General features: G+C 44.4%; 12 protein-coding genes. All 12 read left to right on the plus strand.

Translation table 11 applies throughout. The features are described from left to right. The first annotated feature begins 88 nt into the window (after positions 1–88). The 12 genes from guaB (at position 89) to IEY67_RS21695 (ending at position 18,389) form a co-directional block, all read left to right on the plus strand. Positions 89–1,564 (plus strand): IMP dehydrogenase, encoded by a 1,476-nt coding sequence (gene guaB, locus IEY67_RS21640; RefSeq protein WP_122354273.1) that lies wholly within the window; start codon positions 89–91, stop codon positions 1,562–1,564. A gap of 109 nt (positions 1,565–1,673) precedes the next feature. Beyond that, entirely contained in the window at positions 1,674–3,263 is a 1,590-nt protein-coding gene (locus tag IEY67_RS21645) for a peptidylprolyl isomerase (RefSeq protein ID WP_183672356.1), read from the plus strand. 13 nt (positions 3,264–3,276) lie between these two features. Then, positions 3,277–4,131: a peptidyl-prolyl cis-trans isomerase gene (locus IEY67_RS21650; RefSeq protein WP_122354275.1), complete on the plus strand. Its 855-nt coding sequence runs from the start codon at positions 3,277–3,279 to the stop codon at positions 4,129–4,131. Positions 4,132–4,152: 21 nt separating this feature from the next. After that, positions 4,153–5,523, plus strand: a complete 1,371-nt coding sequence (locus IEY67_RS21655) for a peptidylprolyl isomerase (protein ID WP_183672357.1) — start codon at positions 4,153–4,155, stop codon at positions 5,521–5,523. Then, entirely contained in the window at positions 5,520–7,265 is a 1,746-nt protein-coding gene (locus tag IEY67_RS21660; protein WP_183672358.1) for an OstA-like protein, read from the plus strand. Before IEY67_RS21655 ends, IEY67_RS21660 begins: the two co-directional genes overlap by 4 nt. 25 nt (positions 7,266–7,290) lie before the next feature. Then, entirely contained in the window at positions 7,291–7,596 is a 306-nt protein-coding gene (locus IEY67_RS21665) for a hypothetical protein (protein ID WP_183672359.1), read from the plus strand. Then, positions 7,593–9,500 carry a DNA mismatch repair endonuclease MutL gene (mutL, locus tag IEY67_RS21670; RefSeq protein ID WP_183672360.1) on the plus strand — a complete coding sequence of 636 codons (1,908 nt, stop codon included), beginning with the start codon at positions 7,593–7,595 and terminating at the stop codon, positions 9,498–9,500. Before IEY67_RS21665 ends, mutL begins: the two co-directional genes overlap by 4 nt. Positions 9,501–9,541: 41 nt before the next feature. Then, a complete protein-coding gene (locus tag IEY67_RS21675; protein ID WP_183672361.1) occupies positions 9,542–10,078 on the plus strand; it encodes an RNA polymerase sigma-70 factor in 537 nt (178 codons plus the stop codon). Between the two features lie 82 nt (positions 10,079–10,160). After that, positions 10,161–11,168 carry a FecR family protein gene (locus tag IEY67_RS21680; protein WP_183672362.1) on the plus strand — a complete coding sequence of 336 codons (1,008 nt, stop codon included), beginning with the start codon at positions 10,161–10,163 and terminating at the stop codon, positions 11,166–11,168. 184 nt (positions 11,169–11,352) lie between these two features. Further along, on the plus strand, positions 11,353–14,631 hold the full coding sequence (locus IEY67_RS21685) for a SusC/RagA family TonB-linked outer membrane protein (protein WP_183672363.1): 3,279 nt from the start codon (positions 11,353–11,355) through the stop codon (positions 14,629–14,631). A gap of 12 nt (positions 14,632–14,643) precedes the next feature. After that, a complete protein-coding gene (locus IEY67_RS21690; RefSeq protein WP_183672364.1) occupies positions 14,644–16,266 on the plus strand; it encodes a RagB/SusD family nutrient uptake outer membrane protein in 1,623 nt (540 codons plus the stop codon). 17 nt (positions 16,267–16,283) lie between these two features. Continuing rightward, positions 16,284–18,389 carry a hypothetical protein gene (locus IEY67_RS21695; RefSeq protein WP_183672365.1) on the plus strand — a complete coding sequence of 702 codons (2,106 nt, stop codon included), beginning with the start codon at positions 16,284–16,286 and terminating at the stop codon, positions 18,387–18,389. Positions 18,390–18,468 lie beyond the last annotated feature (79 nt).

The raw sequence follows: 18,468 nt of genomic DNA on the forward strand, positions 1-18,468 counted from the left end.
TTTTCTTTCGAAAGGATTTTTTTAATCGTTGCATAGTTCCCGGAAAAATCGTATATTTGCGCGCAATAATTTTTAAAGCATACGTTTTATGTCATTTATTGCAGACAGGTTAGTTATGGACGGATTAACATTCGATGATGTATTGTTGATCCCTGCTTACTCAGAAGTTCTTCCCCGAAATGTCGACCTCACGACAAAGTTTTCACGAAACATTACATTGAATATCCCGATGGTATCGGCAGCCATGGATACGGTTACCGAGGCAAAAATGGCTATTGCTATTGCCCGTGAAGGTGGTATCGGTGTAATTCACAAGAACATGACGATCGCTGAACAGGCAAAGCAGGTTCAAAGCGTTAAACGTGCGGAGAACGGGATGATTTATGATCCCGTAACGATCACGAAAGGAAAACGTGTGGCCGATGCGTTGGCCATGATGGCGGAATATAAGATCGGTGGCATACCTGTTGTGGATGAAGGCGGTTACCTGGTAGGTATCGTGACCAACCGTGACCTTCGTTTTGAAAGAGACATGAACCGTTCGATCGATGAGGTGATGACGAAGGAAAACCTGGTGGTAACAGACCAGTCGACGGATCTGGAGGCTGCTGCCCAGATACTTCAGGAGCACAAGATCGAAAAGTTGCCGGTGGTAGACAGTCATAATAAACTGATCGGCCTGGTCACTTATAAAGATATTACAAAAGCAAAAGATAAACCGTCTGCCTGTAAAGATACTAAAGGACGTTTGCGTGTCGCAGCCGGAGTCGGTGTGACGTTCAATACTTTTGAACGTGTTGCCGCTTTGGTTGAAGCCGGTGCAGATGCCCTGGTAATCGATACGGCGCACGGACATTCGAAAGGAGTGGTCGATGTACTGAAACAGATCAAAGCCCAATACCCGGGTATTGATTGCGTGGTAGGTAATATCGCGACAGGAGATGCTGCAAGATACCTGGCGGATGCCGGTGCTGACGCCGTTAAAGTGGGTATCGGACCGGGTTCTATCTGTACGACCCGTGTTATCGCTGGAGTCGGCGTACCGCAGTTATCGGCTATCTATGATGTGGCGAAAGCGTTGAAAGGGACAGGTATTCCTTTGATTGCTGATGGCGGACTTCGTTATTCGGGTGATATCGTGAAGGCGATCGCTGCCGGCGGATCATCCGTTATGATGGGATCGTTGTTGGCCGGAGTGGAAGAATCGCCGGGTGAGACAATCATATTCAACGGACGTAAATTCAAATCATACCGCGGTATGGGATCGCTGGAAGCTATGCAGAAAGGATCGAAAGACCGTTATTTCCAGGATGTGGAAGATGATGTGAAGAAGCTGGTTCCGGAAGGTATTGCAGCCCGTGTGCCTTATAAAGGTTCTTTGTTCGAGGTTATCTACCAGATGGTCGGTGGTTTACGTGCCGGGATGGGATATTGCGGAGCTCATAATATTGAAGCACTGCATCAGGCCAAGTTTACCCGTATCACCAATGCCGGTGTACAGGAAAGCCATCCGCATGACGTAGCAATTACGCAGGAAGCGCCTAATTATAGCCGTGGTGAATAATAAATGCGCATAAATGCCGTTATATAAAAAACACTAATTTAATAGGGTAGCATACTTTTTGGGGATGCTATCCGTTAGATTAGTGTTATTTTTGTAATGTGTACGTAGTATGATAAACGGATTTTTGATGAAAAAGTTACTTGTATTATCTTTATTATTCGCTTGTTTAACCGGAGAAGCCGCTAATAAGGCAGACTCTGTAGTAATGACTGTGGCAGGAAAACAGGTTCTCTTGGACGAATTTGTTTTTATGGCGCGGAAGAATGGTGAAGTTAATTTATCTGATCGTAAATCGTTGGAAAATTATGTGGAGTTATATAAGAACTTCAAATTGAAAGTGGCAGCTGCAGAAGCAGAAGGCCTCGACAAAACGAAAGAGTTTACCGACGAGCTGGAAGGATACCGCGCTCAGTTGACATCGAGTTACTTATCGGATAAGGAAGGGGAAGATGCTGCTGTCCGTGCAGAATACGATCGCCTGGGAGAGGTGCTGGAATTAAGCCATATTCTCTTTCGTCTGCCCGAGAAAACGGTTTCGAAAGATACGGTTGCCGTCTACGAGAGAGCGATGAAGGCTTATGAACGTATAAAAAACGGAGAAGATATAGCCGCTGTCGGTCAGGAACTAACCAAGCTGGACTCAACAAAGCAGACCGGGTACGAGTATGCGCGTTGCCTGTTGCCTATGCAGACGATAAAAGCATTTGAAAATCAGGCATACGCTATGAAGCCGGGTGAGTTATCCATGCCCGTTCGTACTACTTTGGGATTTCATATCATCAAATTACATAGCCGCAAACCCAATCCCGGAATGCGCCACGTTGCCCATATTCTGATCCCGTTCCAGAAAGACTCTGTCACCCGTAGCGATAGCGAAACGCTTGCTCTGGCTGAAGAGGTTTATCAGAAAGTACAGAATGGTGCTGATTTCGGGGAGCTGGCAGAGGAAAATTCTTCGGATGGTGCTTCTGCACGGAAGGGGGGAGAATTACCCTGGTTCGGTGTCGGAGAGATGGTCGAACCGTTTGAGAAAGCCGCCTTTGCTCTGAATACTCCGGGCGAGTTGTCTAAACCTGTTAAAACACGTTTCGGCTATCATATCATCAAACTGATCGGCAAAAGCGGAATACCCTCTTTTGAAGAAAAGAAAAAATCCTGGTCACGTCTGATGGCACAGGGAGAACGTAATTTTGAATATTATAAGGCGTTCGACGAACGGATGAAAAAAGAATACGGGTATGTATTCTATCCGGAAGCTTATGACGAACTGGTTGCTTTGTGCAATGATCATTTTCCGACCGATAAGGAATTCTATGAAAAGGCTAAGGATATGAATAAGACGCTGATCCATCTGGTGGATACGGATTTTCCGCAGAGCGAATTTGCCTATTATATCCAGCGTTGTCCGTTCTCGACAAAAACGTATGCCGGTGATTTTATGCAGGAGGTATTCGATTTGTTCGTACGCGATATTGTAACTACGTCAGAACGCAAAAATCTTATCACGAAGCATCCTGAATTTACACATCTCATGCAGGAATATCGTGATGGCATCCTGTTGTTCAATATCAGTAACCGGCAAGTCTGGAGTAAACCTGCCGCCGAGCAACCTGAGTTGGAAAAAGCCTGGTTGAAGGAGTTGAACAAGGAATATCCTGTTACGATTAATTGGAAATTGTTGAAAAAACTAAAGAAATAAGAAAGAGAAGGTTATGAAGTATTGCTTCATTTTTATAGCATTCGTATCTTTGCTGTGTTCTTGTAAACGGACCCAGCCTACCGATGATGCGGATGTGCTGGTAAGAGTGAAGGACCGGACGTTGAAACGTTCGGAAGTGGTTAGTCTGATTCCGCGGGGGGCGTCCTCTGCGGATAGTTTGTTGTTAGCCGAAAGCTTTGTAAAAAAGTGGGTCAAGGATGCACTGGTTTACGAAGTTGCCCAGCGGAACCTGGGAAACGAAAAGGAAGAGGTCGACAAGCTGGTAGAAGAATACCGCCATTCGCTGGTCCGTTACCGGTATCAGGAGCGCCTGATCAAAGAAAAGTTGTCGGCTGATATCCGCGAAAGCGATAAGCTGAACTATTATGAAGAGAATCAGAAAAAGTTTACACTCGACAAAGCCCTGATCAAAGGACTTTTCCTGAAAATACCGGTGGATGCTCCCGGTTTATCGGATGTAAAGGGGTGGTACAAATCGACTTCTGAGGCTTCTTTGGAAAAAATTGAGAAGTATAGTGTGCAGAATGCCGCTATTTATGACTACTTTTACGACAAATGGGTGGATTTTGACGAGGTGATGGATAATATCCCCGTTCATGTATCCAATCCGAATGCTTATCTGAAGGCGAACAAGTTCGTGGAAGTGGCCGATAGTAGTTATTGCTATCTGCTGAATATCAAGGAGTATCTTTCGGAAGGGAGTGTGGCTCCGTATGATTATGCAAGTTCGCAGATCACAGAGATGCTGATCAATCAGCGGAAAGTGGATTTTTTGAAGACGTTTGAAGAAGAGTTATATAAAGATGGAATCAGAGGAGGTGATGTAAAGTTTTATACGGAACCGTAATTTGTAACTTATAAAGGTAATATGATGAAAAAGATTTTAACTGTATTCTTTCTTGCCTGCTTATCTTGTGTGGCAATGGCACAGGATAAGGATAATGTGATTGATGAGATAGTGTGGGTGGTAGGAGATGATGCTATTTTACGTTCGGACGTAGAAGCGAGACGTTTGTTTATGCAGAACGAAGGACAGCGTCTGGATGGCGATCCCTATTGTGCGATTCCTGAGCAGATGGCAATACAGAAATTGTACCTGAACCAGGCGAAGATCGATAGTATCGAGGCCAGTGAAAGCCAGGTGATACAACAGGCCGACCAGTGGATAAACTGGGCGATCAACCAGATCGGATCGAGGGAAAAGCTAGAGGAATATTACGGAAAGAAGGTTTCGCAGATCAGAGACGAGCAAAAGGAACAGTTCCGCGAACAGCAGATCGTATCGGAAATGCAGCGTAACCTGATCGGTGAGATCAAACTGACTCCTTCCGAGATCCGTAAGTTCTATAACCAGTTGGCGAAAGACAGCCTTCCGACTATCCCGACAACGGTGGAAGTGCAGATCATTACGTTTGAACCGAAGATTCCGTTTGACGTAACTGATGCCATCAAGGCCCGTCTGCGCGATTTTACTGAACAGATCAATAGCGGTAAGATGGAATTTTCCACATTGGCCCGTTTATATTCGGAAGACCCTGCTTCTGCACCCCGTGGTGGTGAAATGGGATTTATGAGTAAGACAGACCTGGTGCCCGAGTTTGCAAATGTGGCATTCAACCTGTCTGACCCGAAACGTGTGTCGCAAGTCGTTCAGACTGAATATGGATACCATATCATCCAGTTGATCGAAAAACGTGGTAACCGTATCAATTGCCGCCATATTCTGTTAAGGCCGAAAGTATCTGAAAAGGAACTGACAGAGGCCACAGTGCGTATGGATTCCCTGTATACGGATCTGAAAGCCGACAAATTCTCGTTCGAGGAAGCCGCTACATTCGTTTCCTATGATAAAGACACCCGTAACAACAAGGGATTGATGGTTAATCAGAACCATGAAGGAAATAATTACGGTACTCCGAAGTTTGAAATGCAGGAACTTCCCCAGGAAGTAGGTAAGATTGTATATGATATGCAGGTGGGTGACATCTCCAAGCCATTTACCATGATTACCGACAAACAAAAGGAAGTGGTTGCTATCGTGAAACTGAAATCCCGTACAGAACAACATAAGGCAAATCTTTCTGATGACTTCCAGGCAATGAAGAATTTGGTGGAACAACGGAAAAGAGAAGAATTATTGGACGAGTGGATCAAGAAAAAGCAAAAGTCAACCTATGTACGTATTGCCGAAGGATGGCGTAATTGCGATTTCAAGTATCCGGGTTGGGTGAAAGAATGAAAATTGTAAACAAGTTTTTTCTTACAGGACTATTCTGTCTGCTGACGGTTTGTGTATTTGCACAAACGCAGGATTCTATTCCCGTCAGGCAGGATTCGGTATCTGCTAAAGCTAAGGTCGTTAAACAGGATACGATCCCCGTTAAGGTGGATACCGCGACTGTTGAACCGCAGAAAAAGATACAGCCTGTAATGAAACAGGATACTATCTCCCGTCAGGGAGAGACACTTACCGCCGATACGGTTACACCTCAAAAAACATTGGTGTATCTGATCCATGCCAACACCTTGTCTTTTGATAAGGAAGTCAAGGCGGATGCCCAGTTTTTGCGGGGAGATGTCGTTTTCCGGCATGACAGTTCATACATGTATTGCGACAGTGCTTACTTTTTTGAGACGACCAACTCGTTGGAAGCTTTCAGCAATGTGCGGATGGAGCAGGGGGATACCTTGTTCGTGTATGGAAATTACCTGTTTTATGACGGGAATACGCAGATCGCTTATCTGCGGGAAAATGTTCGTATGGAGAACGGGCAGGTGACGCTTTTTACCGATAGCTTGAACTATGAACGTATTCCTGATATCGGTTATTATTTCGACGGAGGTCTGATCGTTGACTCCCTGAATCAGTTGTCTTCTTTCTACGGACAATATTCTCCGGGAACGAAGCTGGCTATTTTTAATGATAGCGTACGTCTGGAAAATCCGAATTTCACGCTTTATTCGGATACGCTTCATTACGATACGGAGTCGAAGATCGCAACTATATTGGGACCTTCCATTATTGTTTCCGACAGCGGAACGATCCACTCTTCCCGTGGATGGTATAATACGGAGACGAATACCGCTTTGTTGTTGGACCAGTCTGAAGTCTATTCGGGTAACAGGGTCCTGATCGGTGATTCTATTTCGTATGATAAGGATGCCGGTTTTGGTGAGGCATTCGGGAATATGTGTCTGCGTGATACAGCCCAGAAAGTGACGCTGGAGGGCCAGTACGGTTTTTATAATGAACGGACGGAGTATGCTTTTGCTACCGACAGTGCACGTTTCCTGGAGTATTCACAGGGAGATACATTGTATCTGCATGCCGATACACTCGAGATGACGACGATCGATTCGACCGCCCGTGAGATAAAAGCTTTTTATGGTGTACGTTTTTATCGTACCGATATGCAAGGTGTTTGTGATTCCATGCAATTTAATTCGCGTGATTCTATATTATATATGTATAAGGATCCGATTCTATGGAATGAGCAATATCAGATATCCGGCGATACGATCGTTATTTATATGAATGACAGTACGATCGATTATGCACATGTGATCCAGTATGCGTTTGCGGTGCAGCATCTCGATTCGTCTTATTATAATCAATTGAAAGGAAATGACCTGAAAGCTTATTTTGAAGGTCAGGCTGTCCGGCAGATCGATGTCGAAGGGAATGCGGAATCTATCTTCTACCCGCTGGATAATGGGGCGATGATCGGTTTGAATGAGACCAAGAGCGGATTCCTGACAATCTGGGTGAAAGAGAATGCGCTTGAGCGGTTGAAGATATGGCCCAGTCCGCAGGGAAGTCTTACCCCGATACCCGACTTAAAGCCGGAACAGAAAACGCTGAAGGATTTTTATTGGTTTGATTACCTGCGTCCGAAAAACAAAGATGATATTTATCAGGTGATGAGAAAGAAGGTTGAAGACGCCCCGGTTCGAAGCAATAAGTTTAAACATGAGCAATAGCATTAATTATTAAATTTATTAAGTCATGGCACTTTTCTCATTTTATAATACACGTAAGCCCCGGCAGTTCAATCATAAGCCGATCTATTGGGATCCCCATAAAGAGGCGATGGAGGAACGCATGCGTAAAATTAAGCGCGAGATGGGAATGGAGGAACCGCTGGAAGATTATAAGCCGCAGATTAAAGGTACTTTCGTTGAAGGTACTTCCCATCTGAAAAAAAGCCTTGACAGAGGCGACGATGCACGAAGCCGTAAATATAAGAGTGCTAAACTGGTCTTAGCCATTGCTATCCTCGGGGCATTACTTTGGTTTTTATTTTGGTCATGAGCGATATAATTCATTTACTCCCCGATAGTATAGCCAACCAGATAGCGGCCGGTGAAGTTATTCAGCGTCCTGCTTCCGTCGTAAAGGAGCTGGTTGAGAATGCGATCGACGCAGGTGCCGGTCATATCCAGGTGAACATAAAAGATGCCGGCCGTACATTGATCCAGGTGGTCGATGACGGGAAAGGTATGTCCGAAACGGATGCCCGTATGGCGTTCGAACGGCATGCGACTTCCAAGATATCTTCGGCCGAAGACCTCTTTTCTCTTCATACCATGGGATTTCGCGGAGAAGCATTGGCTTCTATTGCTGCGGTAGCCCATGTGGAACTGCGTACACGTCTGAAAGGAACTGAACTGGGCACGAAACTATCTATCGCCGGATCTACCCTGGAGGATATAGAGCCGGATGCCTGTACCGAGGGTAGTATTTTTTCGATCAAGAATCTATTTTTTAATGTACCAGCCCGCCGTAAATTCCTGAAATCGAATGAGACGGAGTTTCGCAATATTATCAACGAATTCGAACGGATCGCGCTGGTCAATCCGCAGGTCGGTTTGGTACTGAACCATAATGATACGGAAATATTTAATTTGCCGGAGTCAGGTCTGCGCCAGCGTATCATCAATGTATATGGCAAAAACCTGAACCAGAAATTGCTTTCTGTGGATGCACAAAGCTCGCTGGTTACTATTTCCGGTTTCGTAGGCCGTCCCGATTCTGCTAAGAAACGGGGGGCGTTGCAATACTTTTTCGTGAACGGTCGCTTCATGAAGCATCCCTATTTCCATAAGGCTGTTATGCAGGCTTATGAACAGTTGATCCCTCCCGGCGAACAACCCAACTATTTTATCTATTTTACGCTTGATCCTTCTACGATCGATGTAAATATCCATCCGACCAAAACCGAGATTAAATTTGAAAATGAGCAGCCTATCTGGCAGATCCTGATGGCGGCCACCCGTGAGGCACTTGCCAAATCGAGTGCTATTCCTACCATTGATTTTGACGTGGAAGATGCGATAGATATTCCTGTCTATAATCCTATCAAGGAGGCTGATAGCTTTAAAGCTCCTACCGTGCAGCTCGATTCGGGATATAATCCGTTCAAGTCGACGGCTACTCCGTCTTCTTATTCTCCTTCATCGTCATCGGCTTCGTCCTCTTCGTCTTCCCGGAAGTCGGAGTTCGACTGGTCCCAACTCTACCAGGGTTTTGAGAGTGATCGGGATGCCGTGCGTAAAGATCTGGAGATGATGGGAGAGGTGATCGATACAGAGGCAAATGCTATGCCGGAACCGGTTCAGCCGTCTTCAGGTGGCGAGGCCTTGTTTGCCGACACGATTACTCCTTGTTACCAGTACAAAGGCCGTTACATCATTACTTCGTTAAAGTCTGGATTGGCCTTGATCGATCAGTACCGGGCACATGTCCGTATTTTGTTCGACCAGTATCTGAATAATATGCGGCAGCAGAAGGGGGCATCTCAGCAAGTCCTTTTCCCGGAAATAATCGAATTTACAGCAGCTGAAGCAGCCGTATTACCCGCTTTGCTGGAGGATATGCGTTTTATCGGTTTTGAATTGTCAAACCTGGGAAACAACAGCTATGCAGTCAACGGATTGCCGTCCGGATTGGAAAATGTGGATCAGGTGGTGCTGATAAAGGATATTGTGAACCGGGCGATCGAGACCGGTTGTGAGGTGCATGAAGAGATTTGCGAATCAATCGCATTGTCTCTGGCTAAAGCAGCCGCCATACGTCCGGGTAAAAGCTTGTCGGCAGATGAAATGGATCATCTGATCGCTACCTTATTCTCCTGTCCTGACTCCAATCTGACACCGGATGGAAAGACGATCATTTCCCTGCTGACCGACGAAGAATTGGAGAAACGGTTCAGATAACTAAATAATATAGTATATTTGCTCGTCTAATATTTAAGGGGATGAGTGAACAGGAGTTCCATAGTATATATAAATTGTACCATGAAAAACTGTGCTATTTTCTCAATTACTATACTCACGATGAGCAAGCTATTGAGGAAGTCGTACAGGATGTTTTTGTATATCTTTGGAAAGAGTCCGCCAATTTGAATATTACTTATCTCAAAACCTATCTGTATAGCAGTGCCCGGAACAGAATGTTGAACTACTTGCGAAATGAACATACACGAACGATCGTATTGGAGCGATGGGCTAAAATGGAACTGGAAGAAAGGCAGGCGCAGGATTGTATCGACCGGGCAGAATTTTTTTTATTATTACAGGATACGATCGAGACTTTACCCCCTAAATGCCGGGAGATCTTCCTGATGAGCCGCGATGAGAAAAAAACTTATAAAGAGATTGCGAAAGAGAAAGATATTTCAGTAAAAACCGTTGAAGCCCAGATGGGTATCGCGTTAAAAAAAATAAGGGAGAGGATGTTGTCACATTATAAAGAAGGAGGAGATATCTTCATGTTCCTGCTCACTTTGTTGTAATTTTCAGGAAATCAGAAAAAATATTATTTTGCTTTAAGGGTATTCTTTGGTGGGATGTGTCTATTATATAGAAACATAAAAAATGGATCAGAAAATACCTCATACACTATTGGCGAAATACTTCGTAAACCAGGCTTCTGAGGAGGAATCGGAGGAAGTGAGAGTATGGCGCGCCCAATCACCGGAAAATGAAAGATTGTATCGGGAATATCAGCATGAGTGGGAAATAGCACATGCTGATTTTTCCAGGTTTGTAGTGCCTGACAGTGAGAAGATGTGGGGTAACATATTATCCCGGATCAATGAACCGGTAAAGACAATTTTATATACCAGGAAGAAACTATATAAAGCTGTTGCTGTTGCGGCTTCTATCGCTTTATTGGTTGGACTTTCCTTCTCTGTCTGGCTTTCCGCCTTTTATCGTACGAATGGAAATGATCTGACTGCAGAAGCGGTATTTATCGTCCCTTCCGGACAAAAATCCCAGCTGATACTGCCTGACGGGACACAGGTATGGATGAATTCCGATTCCAAATTGACTTATCCGGCAGACTTTTCTAAAAACCGGCGATTGGTAAAACTGGAGGGCGAAGCTTACTTTGATGTCGTGCATGATGAGAAGAATGAATTTATAGTGAATACCGGTACAGTCAATGTCCTGGTGCACGGCACATGTTTTTCTGTGACTGATTATCCTGCCGATCCCTTTATTTCAGTGGCCTTGGATAAGGGAAGTGTCTCTGTGGAAACTACACGGGAGCATGACTTGCTGACCAGGTTGGTCCCGGGGCAGAAAGTTCAGATTGCTAAATCGGATATCAGCTGGAATGTCTCTGCTTTCGATGCAGAGACTTATAATATCTGGATGTTGAATAAATTGCAGTTTAAAGGAGATTCCCTTTATGACGTCTTTAGGAAAATTGAACGTTGGTATGGGGTAAAGATCAGGTTGGAGAATGAAAATTCGTCTTATTCTTATTGGTTTACTCTGAAAACGGAGTCATTGACTGAGATGTTGAAACTGATTGATCAGATAACTCCTATAGACTATAAAATAAACGGAGAGGAGGTGACTATAAGATATAAATAGCAGATGCCCCTTTACTTGCCTGTTGGTATAGTAAAGAAGAGGCATTATGAACCGTCATTCATAATGCCTGCGACCTTCAATATAACTCTTGTTCGAAGATTCTATTCGTCGTAATGAATAGAATAGGGAGCTTATATTCAAGGGCAAAGATACGATTTTTATTATAACCTTAAATTTTAAGAAGATGTTTAAGATAAGAAAAACGTTAATAATTACGTTGTTATCAATAATTTTTACCAATGTAGGATTTGCCCAATCCGTGAAAGTGACCTTGTCACTAAAGAATAGTACCTTAAAAGAACTGGTCTCTTCTGTAGAGAAACAAACAGATTATACATTTGTCTTTTATAATGAGATCAATTCGGATTTGCCTGTCTCTGTGACTTCCACTAATGAAACTCTCAAATCGGTTTTAGATAAAGTGCTGCCTCCGCTTAAAATATCTTTTGAAGTATCAGGAAATCATCTGATTTTGAAGAAAGCAACGGAACAGACTCAAAAGAAAGTGAGTGGATATGTCAAAGACGACAGCGGGGAAGGTATTATTGGAGCGAATGTCGTAGAAAAGGGAACGACCAATGGCACAGTTACGGATATGAACGGATATTTTGAATTATCGGTTGCTGCTGATGCCGTTTTGCAGGTAACCTATATCGGCTATAACCCGAAAGAAATATCTGCCAATAACCGACAACCTATGGCTGTTCAATTAGATGAAGATTCAAAACAGATAGATGAAATTGTCGTTATAGGATATGGTACACAGAAAAAGATATCTGTTACCGGGTCGGTTGTTTCATTGAAAGGAGACGAAGTAATGAAGAGTCCGTCGATCAATGTCGCTAACTCTCTGATAGGACGTTTGCCCGGTGTTATTATCAATAACCGTTCGGGAGAACCGGGGCGGGACGATCCGTCCATTTTCATCCGTGGTAAAAGTACGACGGGAGATTCCTCTCCTCTGGTCCTGATCGATGGTGTGGAACGCGGAGGTCTGGGTGAGATCAATCCGAATGATATTGAAAATATATCTGTGTTGAAAGATGCTTCGGCAGCGATTTATGGTGCAAGAGCAGCCAATGGTGTTTTATTGGTAACAACCAAACGCGGAAACACCATGAAGCCTTCTGTCAATTTTTCTTACAATCAAGGATTTTCGGAATCCACACGTACCCCTAAAATGGCCGACTCCTATACTTATGCTAAAGTATATAATGAAATAGAAGAAGGCGAAGGACGTGCTCCGAGATACACTGCGGATGAATTGGAGAAATACAGGAACGGTTCGGATCCGAATTACCCGAATACGGATTGGTATGGTTTTATTACCAAGAAGTTGACGCCGCAGCATCGGGTGAACTTATCGGTATCGGGAGGTAACGAACGTTTGAAATATTATTTGTCGCTGGGTGAGTCTCACCAAAGCGGACATTATAAGAATGGAACAACGGATGTCAGATTATACAATCTGCGTTCCAATATCGATGTGCAGGTAACAAAATACCTTCAGATAGGGATGAATCTGGCAGGAAAAGTGGATGACAATCATTATCCGTTTTTCTCGACGAATGAAACCTATAGCCATATCTTTTTATATCTGCCCAGCTGGCAACCTTATTGGCCCGGAACCGATAAGTTGATGCCTAACCGTGGGAGTGAAAATATCCTGAATATGGTCAGCGATGCCGGCGGAACACGAGATATAAAAACTACAGCCCTTCAGAGTACGGTTTCCTTCAAGCTGGATATCCCCTGGGTGAAAGGTCTGTGGCTGGATGGTAGTGCTAGTTACGATGCCGGCTATGTTTTTACCAAAGACTTCCAGACCCCTGATTATGTTTATTATAAGGATGAAAATACAGGTGAATTGTATAAAGGACGTTCTGGTATGGGAAGCGATAAAGCTAATTTGTCGGAGAAATATGAAAACCCGACTAATCTGTATATGACGGCAAAGGTTAATTACGACCAGACCTTTGGCGCTCATCATGTCGGTGCCATGATTGGTTATGAGCAGAGTGAAACGAAAGGAAACTATCTTCAGGCTTACAGAGGTGATTATGTTTCAACCTCGATACCGGAAATTTTTGCCGGTAGCAGTGATAAAAATAAGCAAAGCAATGATGGTAGCTCGTCACAGACGGCGCGGCAGAATATCTTCGGACGTTTATCTTATGATTATGCAGGGAAATATCTAGGACAGTTTACTTTCCGTCGGGATGGTTCTCCTAATTTTCCGGAGAATAAACGGTTTGGCTTCTTCCCCGGCTTTTCTTTAGGGTGGAGAATCTCGGAAGAACCGTTTATGAAGAATTTGCTTTTTCTGGATAACCTGAAGATACGCGGTTCTTACGGAAAAATGGGTAACGACCAGGTGGGAGCTTATCAGTATCTGACAACTTATAGTTATGGTAGTAATTATGTAATAGGAAAGAACGATGTAACCGGACTGGTTCAAAACGGTGTTCCAAATCCTAATATCACCTGGGAAGTAGCCAAGACGACCAATATCGGTTTTGACTCCCGCTTATGGAATGGGTTACTGGGGATTGAGTTTGATTATTTTAAAACCAGACGTTCCAATATCCTGACAAAACGTTCGGCTATTATCCCGGATTATACAGGGTTGAAGTTGCCGGATGAGAATATAGGTATTGTAGATAATAAAGGATTTGAAATGATCGTTTCTCATGAAAACTATGCAAATCCGCTGAAATACCGACTGTCGGCAAATATTTCCTTTGCCCGTAACAAGGTTATTTTCAGTGATGAGCAACCGGCTGCAGAACCTTACCAGTATGCAACCGGTCGACCGATAGGCTCTGAACTATACTATCATGCAATTGGTATTTTTGAATCGGCAGAACAGATCGAGTCGTTGCCTCATTTATTGAATGCACAACCGGGGGATATCATCTATGAAGATGTCAACAAGGATGGACAGATCGACTCGAGAGACCGTATCCGTGTGGACCAGACAAGTACTCCCGAAATTGTCTATTCCTTTAATGCGAATTTCGAATATAAAGGCTTTGACCTCTCATTGCTGTTCCAGGGACAGGAAAACGCAAAACAATATTTCGGAAGTTATTTCCCGGTAATGAGTTATTCACTGGGTAACTTTATGGAATGGCGTGCCAATGATAGATGGACACCTGAAAATCCCAAGGCTTCTATGCCGCGTGGAAGTTCGAGCATGTGGAATAATAATACGGAAGCTTCGACCCAGTGGCTGTTGAACGCCGGTTTCCTCCGTTTGAAAAACCTGGAGTTCGGTTATACGCTGCCTGCTTCTGTTTGTGAGAAGTTATGGGTGAAGAATCTGCGGGTTTCTTTCAGTGCGAATAACCTCTTTATCATTTACGATCATATGAAAGAATTAGGATTCGATCCGGAAACGACTGACTTCTGGTATTATCCACAACAACGGACATATAACTTCGGTATAAATGTAACATTCTAAATACTATTTGATATGAAAAAAATAATCTATATATTAGCGGCTGTATTAGCTTTCAATTCCTGTGATGTTTTGGATATGAAACCTTTGGATAAAGTTTCGGATGCCGATGTCTGGGAAGACAGTGCATTGATAGAACTTTATGTGAATGCTTCTTATAATTCTATTTACCATGAGTTCGGACAGGATATGCTGAGTGATGCGAGTGACGAAACATATTGTATCCATAACTGGGGAAATATGTGGGTTGTCCAGAAAGGAGAAATGACCTCTGATAATGTGACAGGTGTTTCCGTAAAGGTCAATTACTGGAGTAATGCATATAGTAATATTCGTTCGATCAATGTTTTTTTCGACCGGATTGATGATGCTCCGGTTGAAACGGATTTAAAGCACAGAATGAAAGGGGAGATGAAGTTTATCCGTGCCTGGATCTATGCGAATCTGATTTGGCGTTATGGCGACGTTCCTTTGATCACAAGCTTGTTCGAGTTGAATCAGGATTATAAGGTGACACGCGATTCTTATGGCGATTGTGTGGATTTTATCACGAAGGAGTTGGATGAAGCGATCTCTTTATTACCTGCAAAATCGAGTGGCGAGACATTGGGACGTGCTACAGGTGATGCTTGTAAAGCTTTAAAAGCGAGAGTTTTATTATATGCGGCCAGCGAGCAGAATAATCCTTCCCATTCAAAAGAAAAATGGGAAGCAGCGGCAGAAGCGACGAAGGCCGTTTTGGATGCCGGATATAGTTTGGGTAATGATTATCAGTCTGTCTTCCTGGAAGACAATGATGAAATAATCTTTGCGCGTTATTTTACACAGGCTAATTCTACAGACTTTATGTTGTGGAACGGTCGTAATGGTTCTAATGGTTTTACCGGAGAGAATCCGACGCAGAATCTGGTGAATGCGTATGAGATGACGAATGGTGAATTACCCTATCTGAATGAGGAGTTGCCGTTGAAGATAAATCCGGCTTCAGGCTATGATGAGTCGAATCCGTATGCCGGACGTGATCCGCGTCTGGATGCTTCGATCCTGCATGATGGTTCTATGTGGGCCGGACGGGAAACGGAAACCTGGCATGGAGGACTCGATTCGCCGGAGAGCAGTATTGGTTCATGGAATGCCTCGAAGACGGCTTATGCTTTCAAAAAGTTCATGGTCGAATCTATTCCACCTGCAGGGTCGTCCGTAAAGCCTGAAAATCCTTGGATATTCTTCCGATTGGCTGAATTTTACTTGAATTACGCAGAGATTATGTATGAGCTGGGGAATGAAGAGCAGGCTCGTGAATATGTCAATAAAGTGCGTGGCCGCCAGAGTGTGAATATGCCGCCTGTTACTGTTTCAGGCGAAAAGCTTCGGGATAAGATCCGGAACGAACGCCGTGTAGAGCTGGCATTTGAAGGACATCGCTTTTTTGATGTAAGAAGATGGGGAATTGCCGATAAGACAGAGAACAGGGATCTGCTGGCGATGAATATTCAAAAGAAGGAAGATGGCTCCAAAACGTATGAAATTTCATTATTATTGAAGCGGTCGTTCCTGGAACAGCATAAGCTGGTACCTATTCCCCGTACGGAGATAGATAAGAGCGAAGGTTCGCTGGTGCAAAATCCAGGTTATTAATAATAAATTAATTCTCAATGAAAAAACTGATTAGTGTTCTTATTTGTGTTTTGTTTGCAAGTGCAGGCATAAGCGGTCAGGTGAAGATCGACCGCAAGGCTGTTGTTGACAGGCATCGTATCGTGACAACGAAGACCGATCCCCGGAGTCCGGCTCAGGTAGGTAACGGAGAGTTTGCCTTTTCTGTGGATATTACCGGGTTACAGACTTTCGTTCCTTTCAATACGATGTCGCAGTGGAGTTGGCATAGTTTCCCTTTGCCGGAGGGGTGTAAGGTGGAGGATTTTAAAAGACTTACGATGGATACGCATGGAAGGGATGTCCCTTATGAACTTCCAAATCCCGAACAACCGGAACTTTCGGCGTGGCTGGCAGGAAATCCGCACCGTTTTAACCTCGGACGTATCGGGTTGAAACTGACAAAGCCGGATGGAACAGTGGTGACCGAAGCCGATCTGTCGGATACCCGCCAGGAGGTGGACTTGTGGACAGGCATTATTCACAGTCAGTTTAAGTTGGATGGCATTCCCGTTTCAGTCAAAACAGCTTGTCATCCGACATCGGATGCGGTAGGTGTTTCTGTGGAAAGTCCTCTGATCCGTAAAGGGCAATTGATCGTATTCCTCGAATTTCCGTATCCCGTAAAATCCGAGTTTCAGGACTATTTGGGAACCAACGACCAAGCGGAGAGGCATCAGACCGTTCTTAAAGAACAAGCGAAGGACCGTGTACTGATTGCCAGGCAGATCGACGACACACATTATTATACTACACTGAGATGGACATCTCCGGCCCGCCTGCAACAGACAGCCGGGGATACTCCCCATCATTTTGAACTTTGTCCCGAAAATACCGACCGTCTGGACTTTTCCTGTCTTTATTCCCGTGAAGAGGAAAAAGGAGCACCGGCGGCCGACCGGATATTCGGAGAAAGTACTGCAGGTTGGAAATCTTTCTGGGAGTCGGGAGCGGCAATCGACCTGTCCGCCAGTAAAGATCCCCGCTGGAAAGAATTGGAGAGAAGGATCGTATTGTCCCAGTTCGTAATGAAGATAAATGAGGCAGGTTCGCTTCCTCCTCAGGAAAGCGGACTGGTCAATAACGGTTGGTACGGTCGTTTCCATTTTGAAATGATTTGGTGGCATGGGGTCCATTATGCGTTATGGAACCGTTGGGACTTGCTGGATAAATCGCTTTCCGTTTACCGTGATTATTTGCCGACTTCTGTAGAGAGGGCTAAAAGACAGGGTTACCAGGGTGCCCGTTGGCCGAAATGTACGGCAGATTTCGATCGTGAATGGCCTAACCTGATCCATGCGACACTGATCTGGCAACAACCCCATCCGATTTATTTTGCAGAGTTGGATTATAGATTGCATCCTACCCGGGAGACCCTGGAGAAATGGAAACAGGTTATTTTCGGTACGGCTGATTTTATGGCCGATTATGCTTTCTATGTGAAAGATCGGGATCAGTATGTCTTAGGTCCTCCTGTATTTATCGTTTCTGAAAATACAAAGCCTGAAGAAACGATGAATCCGGCCTTTGAACTGAGTTATTGGAAATTCGGTTTACGGGTAGCTAACGAATGGCGTAAACGTCTTTCACTTCCGGTAGAGGAAAACTGGAAGCGGGTCGAAGAAAAACTATCTCCGCTGCCGGTTGAAGACGGTGTATATGTGACCCATGAAGGTATTCAGGATATGTGGACCAAATATTCTTTTGAGCATCCGGCATTGATCGGAACCTATGGCATGCTGCCGGGAGACGGAGTCGATATACCGGTCATGGACAAGACATTATCCAAGGTTCATAATACCTGGAAATTGCATGATACGTGGGGATGGGATTTCCCGATGCTCGCCATGTGTGCGGCTCGTTTATCTCATCCGGATAAAGCGATTGATTACCTGCTGAATTACCCGGCTTTCGATTTTGACGAACATGGTCTTGTCGGAGGAGGCAGGGCACCTTTCCCTTATTTCCCCGGAAACGGTGGATTGCTCACGGCTATCGCTATGATGGCAGGCGGATGGGATGGTTGCCCGGCTATGAAGGCACCGGGTTTTCCTCAGGATGGTTCGTGGACTGTAAAATATGAAGGCTTTAATAAATCACTGTAAGTAGATACGGAGTTTGTCCTTTCAGGTTTCAGCCACCTTTCAGCCTTGTAAAACAAACGGTTTGGCTGAAGGGTGGCTG

Source organism: Parabacteroides faecis (genome assembly GCF_014647375.1).
Lineage (GTDB): Bacteria > Bacteroidota > Bacteroidia > Bacteroidales > Tannerellaceae > Parabacteroides > Parabacteroides faecis.